The organism is Ottowia sp. VDI28, assembly GCF_049532675.1.
Taxonomy (GTDB): Bacteria; Pseudomonadota; Gammaproteobacteria; order Burkholderiales; family Burkholderiaceae_C; genus Ottowia.
This window is the reverse complement of the sequence record NZ_CP149820.1, coordinates 812,970-833,864: the sequence shown is the minus strand read 5'-3', so window position 1 is coordinate 833,864 and position 20,895 is coordinate 812,970. Positions and strand designations below refer to the sequence as shown.

Annotated in this window: 19 protein-coding genes and 1 pseudogene; 16 read left to right on the top strand and 4 right to left on the bottom strand. The window is 63.1% G+C overall.

The window, feature by feature from the left end:
* Positions 1-12: 12 nt before the first annotated feature.
* The 3 genes from WJU18_RS03835 to WJU18_RS03825 form a co-directional block, all read right to left on the bottom strand.
* Entirely contained in the window at positions 13-1,260 is a 1,248-nt protein-coding gene (locus tag WJU18_RS03835) for a thiolase family protein (RefSeq protein WP_423458849.1), read from the bottom strand.
* A 167-nt stretch (positions 1,261-1,427) separates the two neighbouring features.
* A complete protein-coding gene (locus WJU18_RS03830; protein WP_423458848.1) occupies positions 1,428-2,228 on the bottom strand; it encodes an enoyl-CoA hydratase/isomerase family protein in 801 nt (266 codons plus the stop codon).
* Positions 2,229-2,317: 89 nt separating this feature from the next.
* Entirely contained in the window at positions 2,318-3,496 is a 1,179-nt protein-coding gene (locus WJU18_RS03825; RefSeq protein WP_423458847.1) for an acyl-CoA dehydrogenase family protein, read from the bottom strand.
* A gap of 255 nt (positions 3,497-3,751) precedes the next feature.
* On the opposite strand from WJU18_RS03825, the gene WJU18_RS03820 reads away from it, so the two are divergent.
* From WJU18_RS03820 to WJU18_RS03765, 12 genes and pseudogenes are all read left to right on the top strand, one after another.
* Positions 3,752-4,936, top strand: a complete 1,185-nt coding sequence (locus tag WJU18_RS03820) for a lipid-transfer protein (protein WP_423458846.1) — start codon at positions 3,752-3,754, stop codon at positions 4,934-4,936.
* Between the two features lie 33 nt (positions 4,937-4,969).
* On the top strand, positions 4,970-5,413 hold the full coding sequence (locus WJU18_RS03815) for a MaoC family dehydratase N-terminal domain-containing protein (protein ID WP_423460929.1): 444 nt from the start codon (positions 4,970-4,972) through the stop codon (positions 5,411-5,413).
* A gap of 11 nt (positions 5,414-5,424) precedes the next feature.
* Complete coding sequence (locus WJU18_RS03810) at positions 5,425-5,841, top strand: MaoC family dehydratase (protein WP_423458845.1); 417 nt, start codon at positions 5,425-5,427, stop codon at positions 5,839-5,841.
* Positions 5,842-5,908: 67 nt separating this feature from the next.
* Positions 5,909-6,736, top strand: a complete 828-nt coding sequence (locus WJU18_RS03805) for an SDR family NAD(P)-dependent oxidoreductase (RefSeq protein WP_423458844.1) — start codon at positions 5,909-5,911, stop codon at positions 6,734-6,736.
* A gap of 31 nt (positions 6,737-6,767) precedes the next feature.
* Positions 6,768-7,949, top strand: a complete 1,182-nt coding sequence (locus WJU18_RS03800; protein ID WP_423458843.1) for an acyl-CoA dehydrogenase family protein — start codon at positions 6,768-6,770, stop codon at positions 7,947-7,949.
* A 10-nt stretch (positions 7,950-7,959) separates the two neighbouring features.
* Entirely contained in the window at positions 7,960-9,123 is a 1,164-nt protein-coding gene (locus tag WJU18_RS03795; RefSeq protein ID WP_423458842.1) for an acyl-CoA dehydrogenase family protein, read from the top strand.
* Positions 9,124-9,265: 142 nt separating this feature from the next.
* Positions 9,266-10,426, top strand: coding sequence for an acyl-CoA dehydrogenase family protein (locus tag WJU18_RS03790; RefSeq protein WP_423458841.1), 1,161 nt, complete (start codon positions 9,266-9,268; stop codon positions 10,424-10,426).
* Between the two features lie 26 nt (positions 10,427-10,452).
* Positions 10,453-11,253 (top strand): enoyl-CoA hydratase/isomerase family protein, encoded by an 801-nt coding sequence (locus WJU18_RS03785; RefSeq protein ID WP_423458840.1) that lies wholly within the window; start codon positions 10,453-10,455, stop codon positions 11,251-11,253.
* Position 11,254: 1 nt separating this feature from the next.
* Positions 11,255-11,464 carry a hypothetical protein gene (locus WJU18_RS03780; RefSeq protein WP_423458839.1) on the top strand — a complete coding sequence of 70 codons (210 nt, stop codon included), beginning with the start codon at positions 11,255-11,257 and terminating at the stop codon, positions 11,462-11,464.
* The gene (gene can / locus WJU18_RS03775; protein ID WP_423458838.1) at positions 11,439-12,089 is read left to right on the top strand and encodes a carbonate dehydratase; all 651 of its coding nucleotides are present in this window, start codon (positions 11,439-11,441) and stop codon (positions 12,087-12,089) included. Before WJU18_RS03780 ends, can begins: the two co-directional genes overlap by 26 nt.
* A 25-nt stretch (positions 12,090-12,114) precedes the next feature.
* Complete coding sequence (locus WJU18_RS03770; RefSeq protein WP_423460928.1) at positions 12,115-13,506, top strand: MmgE/PrpD family protein; 1,392 nt, start codon at positions 12,115-12,117, stop codon at positions 13,504-13,506.
* 28 nt (positions 13,507-13,534) lie between these two features.
* A pseudogene (locus WJU18_RS03765) lies at positions 13,535-14,703 on the top strand (acyl-CoA dehydrogenase family protein).
* A gap of 27 nt (positions 14,704-14,730) precedes the next feature.
* On the opposite strand, the gene WJU18_RS03760 reads toward WJU18_RS03765, so the two are convergent.
* Complete coding sequence (locus WJU18_RS03760) at positions 14,731-16,698, bottom strand: AMP-binding protein (protein WP_423458837.1); 1,968 nt, start codon at positions 16,696-16,698, stop codon at positions 14,731-14,733.
* Between the two features lie 94 nt (positions 16,699-16,792).
* On the opposite strand from WJU18_RS03760, the gene WJU18_RS03755 reads away from it, so the two are divergent.
* The 4 genes from WJU18_RS03755 (at position 16,793) to WJU18_RS03740 (ending at position 20,809) form a co-directional block, all read left to right on the top strand.
* Entirely contained in the window at positions 16,793-17,464 is a 672-nt protein-coding gene (locus WJU18_RS03755; protein ID WP_423458836.1) for a nitroreductase, read from the top strand.
* Positions 17,465-17,526: 62 nt separating this feature from the next.
* Positions 17,527-19,164 carry a class I adenylate-forming enzyme family protein gene (locus WJU18_RS03750; protein ID WP_423458835.1) on the top strand — a complete coding sequence of 546 codons (1,638 nt, stop codon included), beginning with the start codon at positions 17,527-17,529 and terminating at the stop codon, positions 19,162-19,164.
* A gap of 23 nt (positions 19,165-19,187) precedes the next feature.
* Positions 19,188-20,393, top strand: coding sequence for a thiolase C-terminal domain-containing protein (locus WJU18_RS03745; protein WP_423458834.1), 1,206 nt, complete (start codon positions 19,188-19,190; stop codon positions 20,391-20,393).
* Positions 20,390-20,809, top strand: coding sequence for a Zn-ribbon domain-containing OB-fold protein (locus tag WJU18_RS03740; protein ID WP_423458833.1), 420 nt, complete (start codon positions 20,390-20,392; stop codon positions 20,807-20,809). Before WJU18_RS03745 ends, WJU18_RS03740 begins: the two co-directional genes overlap by 4 nt.
* Positions 20,810-20,895 lie beyond the last annotated feature (86 nt).

Below are 20,895 nucleotides of genomic sequence, written 5' to 3'. Positions count from 1 at the left end.
ACGCGCCCCGCTTCAGCGGCCCAGGATGGTGATCGCGGCCACGGCTTCTTCCAAGCCGTAGAGGCCGCCGCCGTTTTCGGCAATCGCCAGGCGCGCGCCCTGCACCTGGCGCGCGCCGGCCTCGCCGCGCAGCTGTTGCACGAGTTCGTGCAGCTGGCCTATGCCGGTCGCGCCTATGGGGTGGCCCTTGGATTCGAGGCCGCCCGAGGTGTTGATGGGGATGCGTCCGCCGAGCGTGGTTTCGCCGCGCTCGGCGAGCGGGCCACCCTCACCGAAGGCGCAAAAGCCGAGGTTTTCGCTCTGGATGATCTCGCCGATCGCGGTGGCGTCGTGCACCTCGGCCACGGAGATGTCCTTGGGACCGACGCCGGCCATTTCATACGCTTTTTTGGCGGCGCGCACGGTGAGGTGCTGCCCCACGTCTTCGGGGCGGCGGTTGGTGCCCGTGGCGATCACCGAGGCGAGCACGCGGATTGCGCGCTGGCGCTGCGCGAGCTTGGCGAGCGCGGCTTCGGAGCAGACGATGGCCGCCGCAGCGCCGTCGCTCACGGGCGCGCACATGGGCAGCGTGAGCGGGTAGGTGATGGGCGGCGCAGCCAGCACTTCGTCGATGGTGTAGGCGTTGCGGTACTGCGCGAGCGGGTTGTGTACCGAGTGGCCGTGGTTCTTGGCCGAGACCGCGGCGATCTGGCGCTGCGTGGTGCCGAACTCGCGCATGTGAAAACGCCCGAAGGCCGCGTAGATGTCCATGAACAGGCTGTACGGCGCCTTGGACGTACTGCCCTCGGGCGGCACGACGCCGTGGCCCATTTGCAGCAGCGTGCTTTTGTTTTGCTCGACGGTGGAGACGTCCCAGGCACCGTCGAACACGCTGAACATCTTGGCCTTGTCGGCGCAGAACATTTTTTCGGCGCCCACGGCAAGCGCGATCTCGCCCGCGCCCGAGCGCACGTACTGCACTGCGAGGTGAAACGCCGAGCTTGCGCTCGCGCAGGCGTTCTCGACGTTGAAGATGGGAATGGCCTCGAAGCCCATGGTGCGCAGCGCGATCTGGCCGCGCACCATGGTCTGCCCCTCGAGCGCGCCTTGTGTGGCGTTGGAGAAAAAGGCCGATTCGATGTCGGCTACCGAAAGGCCCGCGTCCGCGAGCGCCGCATGCACAGCGTCGGCCGTGAGCTGTTTGATGCTCTTGTCAAGGAACTTGCCGGTGGGTGTCATGCCGATGCCGGCGATGTAAACGGGAGGCTGGGTGTGGCTCATGGAGGGCTCCTGAGTTTCAAAAACAATAGCAATAATGGATGATAAAAATAGGCATTCGATGCTTGTGAATAAAGCGTAAGCAGCTATCTTTTCGGGATTGATTTCTCAAAAAATACTTTGCCGTGGCCGGCGCGATCCACTTTGGGCGCTCGCGCCGCAGCCGGGGTTCAATAGCCCTTGAAGTCGGGCGTGCGCTTGCCGACGAAGGCTGCGAGGCCTTCCTGGATGTCGTGCGAATGGCTGTGCGCCTCGAGCACCAGGCGCTCCAGGCGCAGCGCTGCAGCTTGCGGCTGCTCGAGCCCGTCGGCCACGGTCTGCTTCATGCGGCGCAGCACCAGCGGGCTCTTGCTGGCGATACGTGCGGCGAGCTTCTCGACCTCGGGTACGAACTCGGCGTCGGGCACGACACGGTTCACGAGGCCCAGCGGCACCAGGTCGCGTGCGGGCATGGTGTCGCCCGTGAAGAGCAGGTACTTGGCCGCCGTCGGCCCTATGCGCCGCGGCAGGATGGCCGCGCCGCCGGCACCGGGAAAGACGCCGAAATTGGCGTGCGCGTCGCCGATGCGCGTACTCTCGGTGGCCAGCATCAGGTCGCAGGCCATGGCCAACTCGAGCCCGCCGGCAATGGTCAGACCGTTGAGTGCTGCAATGGTCGGTTTGGGACAAAAGCGCAGTTTGTCCATCATGCGGTTGACCAGGTCGAGGAACTCGCCCATGGGGTCGCGCGGGCCTGGGCTGCTTTGCTTGTTTTCGAATACGCCCTTGAGGTCGGCGCCCGCGCAGAACGCGCGTCCGGCGCCGGTGAGCACGATCACGCGGATCGAGGTATCGCGCTCGCAGCGCTCGGTGGCCTCGAGCAGTTCGGCGCACATGGCGTCGGAGAGCGCGTTCATGGCCTCGGGCCGGTTCAGCGTGATCCAGGCCGTGGCGCCGCGCTGTTCGAACAGGATGGTGGAGGGGGTTGCCATGTTCGTTGTCTCCTTATGTCCTTATGGAATCGTTGTGCGTCCTGCCTCAGGCAAGGCGCGGGCACGGTTGTTGGCAATGCAGTAGGGAATCAGTTGCGCAGCAGTTCCTCTGCGATGATCATTTTGCGCACCTCGGAGGTGCCCGCACCGATTTCGAGGATTTTGATGCAGCGGAACAGCCGGTTGATTTCGGACTCCCAGATGTAGCCGCTGCCGCCGTGAATTTGTACGGCATGGTTGAGGATGCGGTTGCAGGCCTCACCCGCGTACAGGATGGACGCCGCGGTGATCTTGTGCGCCGCGCCGCGCCCGCCGCTGCCGACCTCGAGATCGTTGACCTCGGCCAGCGTGCGCCAGACGAGGGTCTTCATTGCCTCGGTTTCGGTATACATCTCGGCCAGCATGGCCTGCACCATCTGAAAGCTGCCGATAGGTTTACCGAACTGCACGCGTGTCCTGGCGTATTCGACGCCTAATTCGAGCGCGCGCTCGCATATACCGACGCACAGCGCGGCCACCAGCGCGCGCTCCAGGTCGAGCCCGCTCATGACGATTTTGACGCCCTCATTTTCCTTGCCCACCAGGTTGGTCGCCGGCACGCGGCAGTTGTCAAACACCAGCTCTCCGGTCTGGCTGCCGCGAAAGCCCATCTTGACCAGTTTTTGCGCCACTTTGAAGCCGGGGAAGTCCTTTTCGACGATGAAGGCCGAGATGCCCTTGGCACCGAGTTCCGGGGCGGTCTTGGCGTAGACCAGCAGCACATCGGCCACCGGACCGTTGGTGATGTAGATTTTGGTGCCGTTGAGGATGTAGTGGTCGCCCTCACGGCGTGCGCTGGTGCGCATGGCACCTAGTGCATCCGAGCCGGCGCCGGGTTCGGTCAGGCCGAGCGCGCCAATCTTGCTGCCGTCGCATAGGCCGGGCAGGTATTGGCGGCGCTGCGCTTCACTGGCGTTGCGATAAATGTTGTTGACACACAGGTTGTCGTGCGCCGCCCACGACAGCGCGATGGCAGGGTTCCAACGCGCGAAGGTCTGGCAGATCAGGCCCGAACTGAACAAGTCCATGCCTGCGCCGCCATGCTCCGTGGGTACTGTGACGCCCATGAAGCCGGCCGCGCCGATTTTCTGAAAAATATCCGAAGGCCACCATTCCTCGTCGTCCATGCGGCGCGCGAGCGGTACAAATTCCTTGCGGGCGAACTTGTCCGCAGCGTCGAGTACGGCGCGGTCATCGGCGGAGAGGGCGAAACTGCGAGGAGCGACCATGTCGGGGTGTCAATCAGTGTTTGGGTTGTGGATCAAAGAGTTACGACACCCGCCAGATCGATCCACCGGCGTCGATGCAAATCTTTAGCTCAGTGTGAATTTACTGGGGCATTGCAAAACTGTCAAGCGTTAGGTAGACTTCATTGCGTACACGTTCACTTGGCGCTGCCGCGTTGGCAACCATCCGGTCGCGCCGCCTGCAACCCGGCCATTCATCCGCGTCAGCCGACGCTTAATTTGAGGAGTTAGAGAGTCATGAGTCATAAAGTCATCGTCGCCGGCGTCGGCATGGTTCCTTTCACCAAGCCGGGTGCCAGCGAGCCTTATCACGTGATGGGGGAGAAGGCTGTGCGCCAGGCGCTGGCCGACGCGCGCATCGAGTACCCCATGATTCAGCAGGCCTACGTCGGCTACGTGTATGGTGATTCCACCTGCGGTCAGCGCGCACTGTATCCAGTGGGCATGAGTGGCATACCGATTGTCAATGTCAACAACAACTGCTCCACCGGTTCGAGCGCGCTGTTTCTGGCGCGCCAGGCGGTGGAAAGCGGGGCGGTCGATTGCGTTTTGGCCTTGGGGTTTGAGCAGATGGCCGCAGGTGCCATCAAGGCTCAGTTCGAGGATAGGCCCACGCCCTTTGAAGAATTCGATCGCACCACCGCCGAACTGGTGGGCCACCCGGAAATCCCGCTGGCGATTCGTTACTTTGGCGGTGCGGGCAAGGCGCACATGGACAAATACGGCACCCGCCTGGACACCTTCGCCCGCATTCGTGCCAAGGCCAGCCGCCATGCCGCCAACAACCCGCTCGCGCTGTTTCGCAAGGAGGTCAGTGTTGACGACGTGATGAACGCACCTGTCGTCTGGCCCGGTGTGATGACGCGCTTGATGGCGTGCCCGCCGACCTGTGGTGCCGCCGCCGCGGTTATCTGCTCTGAAGCCTTTGCCAAGAAGCATGGGCTAGACACCCGCGTCTCCATCCGCGCCCAGTCGATGAGCACAGACTTCCCCAGCACCTTCGAATCGCGCGACATGATGCGTCTGGTCGGCTTCGACATGGCACGCGATGCGGCGCAAAAAGTCTATTCGCAAGCCGGCATCGGGCCGGACGACGTGGATGTGGTCGAGTTGCACGACTGCTTTGCACAGAATGAACTGCTGACTTACGAGGCTCTGGGCCTGTGTCCCCTGGGTGGCGCAGAGAAGTTCGTGCTGGACGGCGACAACACCTATGGCGGCAAGGTCGTCACCAACCCGTCGGGTGGCCTGTTATCCAAGGGTCATCCGCTGGGTGCAACGGGCCTGGCGCAATGTTTTGAGCTGACCCATCAACTGCGTGGCACGGCGGATCAACGCCAGGTGGCGGGCGCGCGCGTGGCCTTGCAGCACAACCTTGGGCTGGGCGGCGCTTGCGTCGTCACGCTCTACCAGGCCGCTTGAGCGTCACCACAGGAAAGCCGGAGCTTGAATGCCATGATTGACAAAAAATTCATCGGGTACGAGGTGCCGCCGACGCTGTGGGAGGTGGAGAAGGGGCGCATCCGTTTCTTTGCCGAGGTGATCGGTGCCGCCGCCCCGATTTACTTCGACGAGGCCGCCGCCAAGGCCGCCGGTTACCGCAGCGTTGTTGCGCCACCGACCTTTATCTTTGGTGCCGAGAGCGATTCGGGCGTGTTGATGAAGTTGCTCGACACGCTCAAGATCGATCTGCGCGAGGTTTTGCACGGTGAGCAACGCTTCGACTATCACGCCCCGGTGTGCGCTGGCGACACGCTACGCTTTCAGACCCGGGTTGCCGACATCTACGACAAGAAGGATGGCGCGCTCGAGTTTGTCGTCAACGACACGAAAGTCACCAATCAGTTCGGCGAGCATGTCGCCGACTTGCACGCGGTGATCGTCGTGCGCCACGCCTGAAGGAAATATCCATGAACTCTCCAATAAAGATGATCCAGGTCGGTGATGACATGCCCGTGCTGGAGTTGCCACCCATCACCCGCACCACTCTGGCCCTGTTCGCCGGTGCATCGGGAGACCACAATCCGATCCACATCGATATCGACTTCGCCCGTGGCGCGGGCATGAAGGACGTGTTTGCTCAAGGCATGTTGTCGATGGCGTATCTGGGGCGTGCACTCACCGAATGGGTGCCGCAGCGCCAGATTCTCAGCTATGGCGTTCGCTTTGCAGCCATGACCCACCTGGGTGACCGCGTGCGCTGCAGCGGCAAGGTGGTCGAGAAGCTCAACCACGCCGGTCGCCCCTGCGTGCGCGTTCAAATCAGCGCGGCCAAGGCCACGGGTGAAATCACGCTGGCGGGCGAGGCTCTGGTGGCCCTGAACTGACGGACCACCGAAGGGCGGTCGAGAGCTCTATCTCTTTTCGATTCATTCACAAGCAAGGACACACACCATGAAGAAACTCGAAGGCAAAGTCGCGATCGTCTCCGGATCGGGTCGCGGCATTGGGCGCGCCATCGCCATGAAGCTCGCCAGTGAAGGAGCCAAGGTCGTGGTCAATGACCTCGATGCCGCGCCGGCCGAGCAGACGCTGGCCGATATCAAGGCCTCCGGCGGCACCGCCGTGGCCTGCGTAGGCAGCGTCACCGCCGACGGCTTCGCTGATCGCTTCGTCAAGACCGCGATCGACAACTTCGGCGGCCTGGACATCATCATCAACAACGCCGGCTACACCTGGGATAACGTGGTCCAGAAGATGACCGACGAGCAATGGAATGCGATCATTGATGTGCACCTGACCGCGCCGTTCAAGATTCTGCGCGCGGCCGCGGAGTTCATTCGTGCCTCTTCGCGCAAGGAAGCCGAAGCAGGGCAGGAAGTGTTCCGCAAGGTGGTCAACATCTCGTCCATCGCCGGCACCGGCGGCAATGCCGGCCAGGCCAATTACTCGGCCGGCAAGGCCGGCATCATCGGTCTGACCAAGGCGCTGTCCAAGGAGTGGGGGCGCTACAAGGTCAACGTCAATGCTGTCGCTTTCGGCATGATCAAGACGCGGCTGACCGAAGCTTCGGCCGCAGGCGATGCCTCGATTGATGTTGAAGGCCACAAGATCAAGGTTGGTGTCAATCCTGATCTGCTGGAAATGATGGAGCGCACCATTCCGCTGGGTCGCGGCGGAACGCCCGAGGAGGCGGCTGGTTCGGTTTATCTGCTGTGCATTCCCGAATCGAACTACGTCAGCGGCCAGACCCTGATCTGCGGCGGCGGCATCTCGATCTGAAACGCACATCACCAGCGCACAGAGGCACACGATGGACATCGATTTCAGCCCGCAAGACAGAGCGTTCCAGCAAGAGGTTCGCGCATGGTTCAAGACCCACACGCCAGCCGATCTCAAGCGCAAGACCGTCACCGGAGAAATGCTGCAAAAGGACGACATCGTTCAATGGCAGCGCCGACTCGACACGCAAGGCTGGCTGGTCACCGGATGGCCCAAGGAGCACGGTGGGCCGGGCTGGACGCCAACGCAGCGCTACATCTTTGACCTTGAACGCGCGGCGGCCAGCGCGCCGGTGGGCCTGTCGATGGGGGTAATCATGCTCGGGCCGGTGCTGATCGCCTTTGGAACGCCTGAGCAAAAAGCGCAGTACCTGCCGCGTATCCGTCGCTGTGACGACTGGTGGTGCCAGGGCTATTCCGAGCCGGGCGCAGGCTCGGATTTGGCCAGCTTGAAGACCACGGCCGTGGCCGATGGCGACGACTACATCGTCAACGGCTCAAAAATCTGGACCACCTACGCTCACTGGGCCACCCACATGTTCTGCCTGGTGCGCACATCCAGCACCGGGAAAAAGCAGGGAGGGATTTCCTTCCTGCTGATCGAGATGGACCGTGCTGGCATAGAGGTCAAGCCCATCGTCTCGATCGACGGCGAGCATCACCTCAATCAGGTGTTCTTCACCGACGTTCGCGTGCCCCGGAAAAACCTGGTCGGCCGTGAGGGCCAGGGCTGGGATATCGCCAAGTACCTGCTGACGCACGAGCGCACCAGCATCGCCGGCGTGGCCGACTGCAAGGCGCATCTGGCCAACCTGTATGCCGCAGCGGATGAGCGCCGCTCGGGCGGCCGACCGCTGGCCGAGGATGGCGCGATGCGCCTCAAGCTGGCGCGTGCCGAGATTGAACTGATGGCGCTTGAATACACCAATTTCCGTGTGCTCGCGGCCACCGCCGCAGGCAAGGCACCGGGGCCGGAATCCTCACTGCTCAAGACCATGGGCACGGCGGTGCAGCAGACCTTGTCCGAGCTGGACGTGGAAATCGCCGCCGAGATGGCGTGGCCCTGGCACGAGGGCGGCGAGTTGGGCCACGGGCGCTACGCGCATGCGATGCCGCGCTACTGCTTCTCACGCGCTGCCACCATCTACGGTGGCAGCGACGAGGTGCAGAAGAACGTACTGGCCAAGATGCTTCTGGCCGGCGGCGCACGCTAAAGGAAACCGCATGAACTTTGATTTGTCTGAAGAACAAACGATGCTGCGTGACGCGGCGCAGAAATTTTTGCGCGCCGAGTACGGTTTCGATGCCCGCAACAAAATCGTCGCCTCCGAGCCTGGCATGAGCCGCGAGCACTGGCGGCGATTCGGCGAGTTCGGCTGGCTGGGCGTGGCCCTGCCCGAAGCGGATGGCGGTTTCGGCGGAGGCATTGTCGAGACGATCCAGGTCGCCGAGGCCTTGGGTGCGGCGCTGGCGGTAGAACCCTACCTTGCCAGCACGGTGCTCGGTGCGCAGGCGGTGGCGCGCGCAGGCAGCCCGGCGCAGCGCTCGACGTGGCTGCCAGGACTGGCTTCGGGCGAACTCATTCTCAGCTTGGCGCACACCGAGGTCGATGCGCGTCACGACCTCGCCCATGTGCAGACCCGCGCCACGGCCAAGGGCGGTGGCTGGGTGCTGTCGGGTCGCAAGAGCGGCGTGCTGGGCGCGCCCTGGGCGGACGGCTTTGTCGTCGTGACCAGGACGTCGGGCGCGGTCAATGAGCGCCAGGGGATCAGCTTGTTTCTGGTCGGGGCCAGCACGCCGGGGGTGCAGGTGACGGGGTACAAGGTCTATGACGGCAGCCGGGCCGGCGATCTCCGGCTCGACGATGTCGTGCTCGGCGAGGGCGCGCTGCTCGGCACCGAAGGCGAAGGCCTTGCGCTGCTGGAGCACTTGATCGATCTGGGCATTGTGGCCGCCTGCGCCGATGCCCTGGGCGCGATGGGCGCGCTGCTGCGAAAGACTGGCGAATACGTCAGTACGCGCAAACAATTTGACGTGCCGATTGCCAGCTTCCAGGTTATCCAGCACCGTCTGGTCGATATGTTTGCCGCCGTCGAAGCCACTCGCTCCCTGGTGTTGATGGCGGCCTTGCATGCCGAGCATCTTGATGCGGTGACTCGTTCGCGCGCCGTGTCGGCCGCCAAGGCGGCCATTGGCGAGCGAGCTCGCTTCGTCGCCCAGCAGGCGGTGCAGTTGCACGGCGGGGTGGGCATGACCGAGGAGCTGGACATTGGCCACTACTTCCGCCGTCTCACCCTCTTTTGCAACCTGTTCGGCAGCGCCGACCACCACCTGCAGCGTTTTGCGGCGCTGGCTGCGGTAGCCCCGAACAGCCCGCCGCCACGCTGACCATGGTGCGCGGGACCATCCACCGGTGCGCGGGTGCCAGCTGGATCGATGAAGACCGGGAGCGCTTCAAGCAGCCGATACGCGTGCCCCAGCGCGACACGCAATTCGGCGTGTTCAGAAGGTGAGCCCTCAGGGGATACCCATGGACTTCAGCTACACGGAAACACAGACGCAGATTCGTTCCGCCGTGAAAGCCCTGTGCGACGGCTTTGGCCCCGATTACTGGCGCCAGTGCGCGCAGGACGGCGCCTATCCGGAGGCATTTGTCGATGCCATGATCGAGGCAGGCTGGCTGGCCGCGCTGATCCCTGAGGCATACGGCGGTTCCGGGCTGTCGCTGATGGATGCCTGCACCATCCTGGAAGAGGTCAATCGCAACGGTGGCAACAGCGCTTCGTGCCATGCGCAGATGTACACCATGGCCTCAATCCTGCGGCATGGCAGCGAGGCGCAAAAGCGCAAGACGCTGCCGCGCATTGCCGACGGCAGCCTGCGCCTGCAGGCTTTCGGCGTGACCGAGCCCGATGCAGGCTCCAACACGCTGCGCATCAAGACCTTCGCGCGCAAGGTGGCCGGCGGTTATGTCATCAACGGCCAGAAGATATGGACGTCGCGTTACAGCCACTCGCACATGTACCTGCTGATCGCGCGCACCACGCCGTTCGAGGAATCGGCCAAGAAGACCGACGGCCTGAGCCTGTTTCTGGTCGATATCGCCAAGGCTGGCTCCTCGCTCAAGGCCAAGCCGATCCGCACCATGATCAACCACCACACGTTCGAGGTCTTCATTGACAACCTTGAGGTCAGCGACGACGACCGCATCGGCGAAGAAGGCAAGGGCTTTTATTACCTGCTCGACTCGCTGCATTCCGAGCGCCTGCTAGTGGCCAGCGAGGCGATCGGCGACGGCAAGTGGTTTGTCGAAAAGGCCTCGCGTTATGCCAGCGAGCGTGTCGTCTTCGACCGTCCGATCGGTGCCAACCAGGGGGTGCAGTTTCCCATCGCTCGCGCGCATATCAACATCGAAGCCGCCGAACTGATGCGCAACAAGGCCGTCACGCTGTTCGACGCAGGTTTGCCCTGCGGCCGCGAAGCGACTATGGTCAAGTACCTGGCCAGCGAAGCCGCCTGGGAGGCGGCCGAGGCGGCGATGAGCACCTTTGGCGGCTACGGCATAGCCTGCGAGTTTGACATCGAGCGCAAGTGGAAGGAGTCACGGCTGTTTCGGACCGCGCCGATTTCCAACAACCTGGTGCTGGCGCAGGTGGCCGAGCACCTGCTGGGCATGCCCCGATCCTATTGACCGCTTTAAAGCCGCCATTCCCGACCATGGACTACACTACCCTGCGCGTCGAAGCCGCGCCCAACACTGATCCCACTGACGGCATTCGCACTCTGGTGCTGAACCGGCCCGAGGTGATGAATGCGATGAACACGCAGATGTTCGTCGAGTTGCGCGAGGCCTTGCATGAACTGGCTTTTGACGACGCCTTGCGCGTGCTGATCTTCACCGGTGCCGGCAGCCGCGCGTTCTCGGCCGGCGGCGACCTCAAGCAGCGCGACGGGATGACCGACGGCCAGTGGCGGCGCCAGCACCAGCTCGCCGAAGAGGTCTTTCTGGCAGTCAAGGATTTTCCGCAACCGGTGATCGCCGCCGTCGAAGGCCACGCGCATGGTGGTGGCTGCGAACTGGCGCTGATGTGCGACTACATCATCGCCTCGCGCGCGGCGGTGTTTTCGCTGCCCGAACTGCGGCGCGGCATCATGCCTGGCGGCGGTGGCATCCAGAACCTGGTGCGCGCGGTCGGCGTACGGCGGGCCAAGAAGCTGCTGCTCACCGCACAAAGGTTTTCAGCCGAAGAAGCCGCCGAATGGGGCATGGTAACTGACTTGGCCGAGCCGGGCACGGCGCTGGCCGCCGCATTGGCCGACGCGCGCGAAATCGTGCGGGCTGCACCGATGGCCACCCGCTACGCCAAACTGACCGCCTCGCGCGGCGGCGAAATCGACTTTCACAGCGGTTACATGCTCGACATTACGGCCTACAACGTGCTGGTGTCGTCGGCCGATCGACTCGAAGGCGTCAAGGCCTTCAACGAAAAGCGCCCACCGCGCTGGCGCGGGGGCTGACATGTTCCATAAAACCCTGATCGCAGACCTTGTGGTCATAGGCTCGGCACTTCACCTGATTGCCAACGGCCGGATGCAGCGCGTGAACCCAGATTTGCACGTCGCCGGGCGCGGCAGCCCGCCCGCCTTTGCCGGGAACGGAAAGCCAATGTGCAGCGCCGCTGATGGCGCACTGGAGAAAAGCCATGTCCAGTCTGAACCCTTTGTTTGAGAACAACCGTGCCTGGTCGGCGCGCTGCGCGGCCCTGGACCCGCAGTACTTCGAGCGGCTGGCGAGGCAGCAGATGCCACGCTATCTGTGGATCGGCTGCTCCGACAGCCGGGTGCCAGCCAATGAAATCGTGGGCTTGCAGCCGGGCGAGGTGTTCGTGCACCGCAACGTCGGCAACCTGGTGGTGCACTCTGACCTGAACTGCCTGACGGTGCTGCAATATGCGGTCGAGGTGCTCAAGGTCGAGCATGTGCTGGTGGTAGGGCACTACGGTTGCGGCGGCGTGCAGGCCGTGGTCGAACAGCGCCGAACCGGCCTGGCCGACAACTGGCTGCGTCATCTGGAAGACGTGGCGCGCAAGCACGCCGATCGGCTTGACGGCATTTCCTGTGCCGACGAGCGCGCCGCCCGGCTTTGTGAGATGAACGTGATCGAGCAGGTCAGCAATGTGTGCCGCACCACCATCCTGCGTCGTGCTTGGGAGCGCGGGCAGCAAGTCGAGGTGCATGGGCTGGTTTATGGCCTGCGCGATGGCTTGTTGCGGCCGGTGGGTCTCAGTGTCAACGGAGCGCAGGATGGACAAGATCGTTACGTCCAGTCACTGGCTGCGCTCAGTCTGCCGTGAATTGCCGCAAGCGAGGTTCTTGAAAATGATTCCAAACACCCCTGACGCCGCCCCCAGCATTGCCGCGCAGCTGGCTTCGTTCGCGCATGACCTCGAGCCCGGCATGCTGCCGGCGGCCGTGGTCGAACGGGCCAAGCTGCTGATGCTCGACGCACTGGGCATCGCATTAGCGTCGTCACAGCAGGATTTCGCTCACTGCGCCTACCGCGGTCTGCAGGCCTTGGGCGGCGCGGGCGATAGCGCCGTTATGGGCACCTTTGCGCCGTTGCCGTTGCGTGATGCGGTGTTGATGAATGGCATTCTGGTGCATGGATTGGACTTTGAGGATACCCACCCCGGCGCGATCACGCACCCCGGCGCCAGCGCCTTTTCGCTGGCGCTGGGCCTGGCGGCACAGCGGCATGCCACGGGTGCCGAGATGATTGCAGCCTACGTGCTGGCGATTGAGGTCGCAGCCCGCCTGGGTGCAGCGGCCCGGGGCGGCTTCCACGACGTTGGCTTTCATCCGACCGGATTGGTGGGGGCTTTTGGTTGCACGCTGGCGGCGGGCAAGTTGATGGGGCTGGACCGAGCCGGACTCGAACACGCGCAAGGCGTGGTGTTGTCCATGGCTTCCGGCAGCATGGAATTTCTGAGCGACGGTGCCTGGACCAAGCGCATGCACCCGGGCTGGGCCGGTGTCTGCGGACTGACAGCCCCGGCACTGGCCGGAGCCGGTTTTCGCGGCCCTTCGCAACCTTACGAGGGGCGTTTTGGCCTGTACGCCAGTCACCTTGCTGCGCGCGGCCTGCAGGCCGACCTGTCGCAGTGCACGCGCGGCTTGGGCGAGCGCTGGGAAGTGCTCGATGTCGCCGTCAAACTGTATCCGACGTGCCACTTCACGCATGCCAGCATCGACGCCGCCTTGGCGCTGTGGGCCGCTGGTTTGCGCGCCGAGGAGGTGGCATCGGTGCAAGTGCTCCTGCCGCAAGGGGTGCACCCGGTGGTGTGCGAACCCGTTGCGGCCAAGCGCCGCCCGGCCAACGTCTATGAGTCGCAGTTCAGCATTCACCACCTTGTCGCGCTGGCCCTGCTGCGCGGGGAGTTGGGGCTGACCGAACTGGATGCTGCCAACCTGAGCGACCCGCAGGTGCGGGCGCTGGCTGACCGCATAGCGCACGTGGCTGACCCCGAGGCCGATACACGGCCTTCTTTTCGGGCGAACTGCGCGTGCGCACGCACGATGGGCGCAAACTGCGTTGGCGTGAGTCAATGCACCGCGGCGCGCCGGGTCAACCCATCACGGGCGCTGACATCGAGACCAAATTCATGCGCAATGCGCTGCTGGAGCTGCCACGCGATCAAGCGCTGCGCTGGCGCGACGCCGTGCTGGCGGCTGACCGGATCAAAGACGCAGCCACCTTGGCGCGCACCCTGACCCAGTCCAACACCTCCGAAGCACCCTGATGACCACCAGCCAGCCCATGGCCTTTGATGCTGAAAAAGAAAGTTTGGTGCTCGATGCCGTCGCGCGCTTCGTAGAGAGGGAGATCAAGCCGGTGGCGCAGCGGCTCGAACATGCCGACGAGTGGCCGGTCGGCATTGTCGCCGGGATGCGCGAGATGGGCCTGTTTGGCTGCATCATCCGAGAGGAATACGGCGGCCTGGGCCTGTCGGCCAGCACCTATGCCAAGGTTGTGGAGCGCATCGCGCGGGTCTGGATGTCGGTGTCCGGCATCATCAATTCTCACCTCATCATGGCAGCTTGCGTGCAGCGCAACGGCACCGAGGCGCAGCGCCAGCGTTTTCTGCCGCTCTTTGCCAGAGGCGAACTGCGCGGCGGGCTGGCACTGACCGAGCCCGATTGCGGCACCGATCTGCAGGCGGTGCGCACGGTGGCGCGCCGCGACGGTGATCACTACGTCATCAACGGCACCAAGACCTGGATCTCCAACGGCATCCATGGACAGGCCTTTGCCGTGCTGGTCAAGACCGACCCCAAGCGCAGCCACGGCATCTTGGAATGAGCCTGTTCATCTGCGAGAAAGGCCCGGGCTTCACCTCCACCCGCAAGCTGGAAAAGCTCGGCTACAAGGGCATTGACAGCGCCGAGCTGGTGTTCGACAACTTCCGCGTGCCGTCCGAAAATCTGGTGGGCGGTGTGGAAGGGCAAGGCTTCAAGCAAGTGATGGGCGGGCTCGAGCTTGGGCGCATCAATGTGGCGGCACGCGGCGTGGGTGTGGCGCGCGCCTGCCTGGAGGAATCGGTTGCCTATGCGCAACTGCGGCGCACATTTGGCAAGCCGATCTGCGATCACCAGGCCATTCAGCTCAAGTTGGCTGACATGGCGACCCGGACCGAGGCGGCGCGGCTGCTGGTTGAACAGGCCGCGCGTGCTTATGACGCCGGCCAGCGCTGCGACATGGAAGCCGGTATGGCCAAGCTGTTCGCCAGCGAGGCGGCGGTTGAAAACGCCATGGAGGCCCTGCGCATTCACGGTGCCTACGGCTACTCTAAAGAGCTGAACGTCGAACGCTATTACCGAGACTCGCCGCTGCTGTGCATCGGCGAGGGCACCAACGAACTGCAGCGCCTGATCATTGCCCGCCAACTGGTGGAGCGGAACCCAATCTGAGCTTTCGCCTACGGAGCGATCGAAGTCTCACCCTGCCAGTTTTCCCTGCAGTTCGGCCACGGACTCCGGGTTGACCAGTGAGGAAAGGTCGCCAGGGCTCTCGCCGCGGTACACGGCACGCACGACGCGACGCATGATCTTCATGTTGCGTGTCTTCGGCAGGTCGCTGACCAGCAGCACCTGGCGAGGACGGTAAGACGTGCCCATGCCTGCAACCACGGCCCCCGACAGTTCGGCTTGCAGCACCGCGTCCGCAGCCACGCCGGGCATCGGCACGCAGACGCAGACGATGGCCGAGCCCTTGACCTCGTCGGGCACGCCGATCACGGCTGCCTCCGACACCTTGCCGGTGCCGGTGAGCAGCGTTTCGATTTCCGACGGGCCGGTGCGCTTGCCCGAGACCTTGATCGTGTCGTCGCTGCGGCCGAGGATGTAGAACAGACCGTCTGCGTCACGCATGGCGAAATCGCCATGCACCCACAGGCCGGGGAGGGTACGCCAGTAGCTGTCGAGGTAGCGCTCATCGTCGCGCCACAGGCTTTTGGTAAAGCCGATGTTGGGGTTGCGCAGCACCAGTTCACCGACTTCCCCGGGGCCGACCGGCTGGCCACTTTCGTTCACGATGTCAACGCCTGCACCGAGGCCGCGCGCGCCAAACGAACCAGGACGCAGAGGATGGTGCAGGGTACCGGTGAAATTACAGCCGCCGACCTCGGTGCCGCCCACGATGTTCAGGAACGGAAGCGTCGACTTGCAGACATGCTTGAAGAACCAGCGCCACGGTGCCTCGGTCCAGGCCTCACCGCCTGAGCAAGTGACGCGCAGCGACGACAGGTCGTAGCGTTTGACGTCCTCATCCCCATAGCGCATTAGCCCCCGGATCAGCGTCGGCGCCACCCCGGCATAGCTGACCTGGTGGTCCTGCAGCAAGCGCCAGAAGCGGCCGGTATCGGGAAAGTCGGGTGTGCCTTCGGCCACCAGCAGGCTGCCGCCGAAGTAGCTTGGAATGCAGGCGCACATGGCACCCACCATCCAGCCCATGTCGCTCATGAAGAAGAATCGATCCGTTGGCTTGAAGTCGCCACAGATATGCATGTCGCGCGTGACCATCGAGCCAAGGAAGCTGACATGCGTCCAGACACAGCCCTTGGGCTTGCCGGTGGTGCCGGAGGTGTAGAGCAGCACGGCGGGTGCCTCGGCCTCCATTTCGGCAGTCGGGTGGTCGGCGGGTTGGTTGGCCACCAGCGTGGCCCAGTCGTGGTCGCGTCCGGGTGTCATCGGGCAGGCGAGTGCTTCGCCGAGGTGGCTTAGTACCATTACATGCTGGACGCTTGGCACTTCGGCCAGCGCTTCGTCGAGCACTTGCTTCATGGCCCCTGGATTGCCGCGCCGCCAGGTGCCATCGACTGTCAGCACGGCTTTGGCTTCGCCATCGTTCAGGCGCGAGATGATCGGCTGCGGCCCGAAGCCGGAAAACAGAGGCATCAGGACCGCGCCTATTTTCAGCACCGCAAAAAACGCGATGAAGGTCTCTGGCAGGTTGGGCATGAACAGGCCGACCCGGTCGCCCCGCCCTATGCCAAGCGACGTCATCGCGCCTGCCAGACGGCAAACCTCGGCATCGAACTCGCGATAGCTCAGGCTTCTGCGGTCTTTCGGGTCTTCTCCCTCCCAGACCAGGAAGGTCTGATCCCACACCGGCGTACCGCGGTGCCGGTCCAGACAATTCAAGACGATGTTGGTCGTGCCGCCTACACACCAGCGCGCCCATTCGATGCCGCGCGAGGTGTCGAGCATCTGGGTGTAGGGCTTGTAGAAGCGCATGTCGCAGAAGTCGAGCACCTCTTCCATAAGCCATGCCGGATCGGCATCGGCACGAGCGCTCAAGCTCGCGAAGCTCGATTCGCCAACCTTGCGCAGGAAGGCGGTGAGGTTCGATTGCGCCATCAGGTCCGGGGTCGGCACCCAGTCGAACGGTTGTTTGTTAGAAATCATGACATAATATACACTGAAGGTCGTGCTGGAGTCCAGTGCGGGTGCACGTATAAATTTTCCTTTATTTGGCATGTCAGAAAGGCGGTGTATTCCCATGCATGTCGACGAAGCGATCCGCAGCCGAAAATCGGTCAGGCGTTTTCTGCCCACGCCCATTCCCACCTCGGTCGTTCATCACATCTTGAACGTGGCGGCGCGGGCGCCGAGTGGCAACAATGTGCAGCCGTGGAGGGTTTATGCGGTGGCAGGCGAGGCCCGGCAGCGCTTGTGCGAGTCAATCATCCATGCGGCCACCCACGAAGCCGACCGCCACCTGCCCGAGTACGCCTATTACCCCACGACCTGGGTTGAGCCGTATCTGGAGCGCCGGCGCCGCTGCGGTTTCGGCCTGTATGCCAGCCTGGGCATCGGCCGCGACGATATGGCGGCGCGCGAGCACCAGATGCTGCGCAACTACCTGTTCTTTGAGGCGCCGGTCGGGCTGATAGTCACGCTGGACCGTCGCCTGAACACCGGCAGCTTCATGGACCTGGGGATGTTCATCCAGAACATCCTGATCGCTGCGCGTGCCCAAGGCCTGCACACCTGTGCGCAGGCGGCGTTTGCCTGGTTCCACAAAGTGGCGCGTACCCAGCTGCCGATCGGCGACCACGAGATCCTGGCCTGCGGTATTGCCTTGGGTCACGAAGACCTGTCGGCCCCGGAAAACGCCTTCATTACCGAACGTGCCGAGGTGGATGCCTTCGCCAGCTTCCATGGTTTTTGATCCTCAGGGAGTGATCAAAGTGGATCGCGACCTGAGTTGTTTGCTTTTTGGAGACCTGCAACATGATTCTGCATAGCCCTGCCACGATTGAACGCTACACGTCTGCCGGATTGTGGGGTGACCGAACGTTGCTCGATGTCGTTGCAACACACGTCACCCATGTTCCTGAACGGGTGGCTATCGTCGACACCCCAGACCGCGAGGCGCTGATCGGCACGCCCGCCACCTCGGTGACCTGGCGCGAGTTCGGTCAGGCCGTTGATGCTATCGCCACTGGGTTGATACGCTGGGGGTTAAAAAAGGATGATGTTGTGGTCGCGCAGCTGCCCAACGTCTGGGAGTTGATTGCGCTGTACTTTGCTGTTTCCCGTGCCGGTGGCGTGCTGTCGCCTGTGGCGATGCAGTGGCGCGAAACCGAGTTGCGCAACGTTTTTGATACCAGTCAGGCACGGCTGTACATCGGCGTGAAGGACTTCAAGGGCTTCAATCACATCGCCATGGCTGACAAGCTGGGCTGCAATACATTGGTGCTCGAAGACATCACTGCCATGTCCGCGCAGGCACCGGACCTGGCGTTGCTGGACGCGATCAGTATCGGTCCCAACGATATCTTCAGCATCTGCTGGTCCTCGGGGACCGAATCTTATTCCAAGGGCTGCCCGATGTCGCATAACAACTGGATTTACCAGATGCGGCTTGTGCCCAGTACAGCGGGCATCCAGGAGGGCGACCGTGTGCTGGCACCTGCACCGATGGTCAACATGACTGGCGCCGTAGCATGGATGAGCTGGTTGGCGGCACGTGGCACGCTGTTGTTGCACCATCCGCTCAACGTTGAGCTGTTTCTCAAGCAGATACTCACGGAGCGGGTTCAGTTCACGATTCTGGTGCCGGCGATTCTGAACATGATTCTGAAGCTGCCCAACGTCGACCAGCTTGACCTCTCGTCGATCCGCTCGATCGCCACCGGTTCGGCACCGCCGTCGCGTTGGAGCATGGAAGAGTTCAAACGGCGCTGGAACATCGAAATCTGCAACCTGTGGGGTCAGACCGAGGGCACAGGCTTGGTGGGGGGGCCAGTCGATGTGCCGGACTTCGCCATGCGCTCGGACCATTTCCCCTGGTGGGGCAAGCCAGGGCTTGAATGGCCGTCCAATATGGAAGGCGTGCAGGCCAAGCTGCTCGACGAGCAAGACCGGGAGTGCACGCAGCCGGGCCAGGTAGGCGAATTGGTTTTCCGTGGGCCGAACGTATTTGCCGGTTACTACCGGCGGTCCGACCTTGCGCAGAACTCGTTCACGCCGGACGGCTTCTTTCGTACCGGCGATTTCTTCATCGTGCGTGACGAGCGCCATGTTGGTTTTTTTGACCGCAAGAAAGACATCATCATCCGCGGCGGCTTCAATATCAGCGCTGCCGAGGTGGAGAATCTGGTGTTGACCCACCCTGGCGTGCAAGAGGTGGCGGCGGTGGCTGTACCCGACGACATCATGGGCGAGAAGACCTGCATCATGGTCGTGCCCAAGGACAAGGCGCAGCCGCCGACGCTGGAAGATATCGTCGCGCACCTGCGGCAGATTGGCGTGGCAGCTTACAAGCTGCCGGAGCGGCTGGAGTTGATCGATGTGATCCCGCGCAATCCGGTGGGCAAAATCCTCAAGGTGCAATTGCGTCAGCATTTGCGCGCACCCGCAACCTGAATTACTTCCCGATCCGACTTCCCATGACACGTTTCAAATCTTCCTCGTCATCACGGCGGACGCTTCGCGGGCAGACAGCGATCATCGGTGCTGGTCTTTCGGCAGTCGGACGCGTGCCGGGCAAGAGTGCACTCGCGCTGGCAGCGGATGCTGCGGGAAAGGCGCTGGCCGAGGCAGGCATCGACAAGCGTGAGGTGGATGGTGTGCTCTCAAGCGCCGCCTTCGCCTCGCCGTTTCATCGCTTCAGCGTCGCCTTCAGCGAGTACCTCGGCATCCAGCCCACATTCTCCAACACGCTGCAGGTCTCGGGCGCCACGGCGGCGACGATGTTCAATAGCGCCGCCGCCGCGATTGCCAGTGGCCTGGCCGAAACCGTGCTGGTGGTCGGTGGAGACAGCCTGCTGACCGGCCTGTCGCCCGACCTCGCCTTGCGTTCGATGACCGAAAGCCGTGACCAGCAATACGAGATGCCGTTCGGCATTCCCGTGGCCAACACCTTCGCCATGACCGCGCATCGGCACATGAGGGAGTTCGGTACCACCCCAGAGCAATTGGCCAAGGTGGCGGTGATCCACCGTGAACACGCGCGCCGCACGCCGGGGGCGCAGATGACCGACCCCCTCACCGTCGACGACGTGCTCAACTCGGGCATGGTGACAAGCCCCTACCACAAGCTGGACTGTTCTTTGATTTCGGATGGCGGCGCGGCTTTCGTCGTTACTTCGGCCGAGCGCGCGAAGGCCTTGGGCATTGGCAAGCCGGTCTACATTCTGGGTGGCGGCGAATGCTACACGCACGAGCACATCTTTTTGATGCCCTCGCTCACCACCACCGGCGCGGTGCAGTCGAGTGCCAAAGCCTATGCCATGGCCGGCTACGGCCCCAAGGATATTGACGTGGCCGGGGTCTACGATTGCTTCACCGGCACGGTGATCATGATGCTGGAAGATCTTGGCTTCTGTGCCAAAGGTGAGGGCGGGCCTTTTGTCGACGCTGGTCAGATCACCTACGGAGGTGTCATTCCATGCAACACGCACGGCGGCCTGCTGTCGTTCGCGCACTCGGGCATGCCGGGCTCCCTGTTCCACTTTTATGAGGTTATCAACCAGCTGCGTGGACGTTGCGGCGACCGCCAGGTGGTGGGTGCCGAACTTGGCCTGGTACACAGCCTGGGGGCAGGCTTCGCAACCAACGCAACGACTATTTTGGGAACGGAGGCGACCCTGTGATCAACCCCAAAGATGCCCACATCAAGCCGATGCCCATGCCAGATGCCGATTCGCAAGCTTTCTGGCAGGGCATCAACGAGGGCAAGTTGCTGTTGCAGCACTGCCAGGCGTGCGCTCACGTGCAGTACTACCAGCAGGCCATTTGCCGCGCGTGCGGCAGTGAGCGCCTGGAGCACCGTGCTGCCAGCGGCCGCGGCAAAGTGCATTCCTTTAGCGTCGTTCACCGGGCTCCCGGGCCGGCTTTCAAACAGGACACGCCATATGCCGTGATCCTGGTCGAACTCGAAGAAGGCCCGCGGATGATCAGCTCCTTTGTGGGTGCAGATCCATCAGTTGTGAGTTTCGACATGGCAGTCGAGTTGGTCTGCGAGCCCGCCGGGGGCGGCATGGTACTTCCGCGATTCCGGGCGGCCTGATTGTACCTGATTTCAGGAACGCAGCAGGGCTATCATTTACGAGCCGCCATGAATGACCCTAGAAACGGCATTTGGCCGCGCCCTAG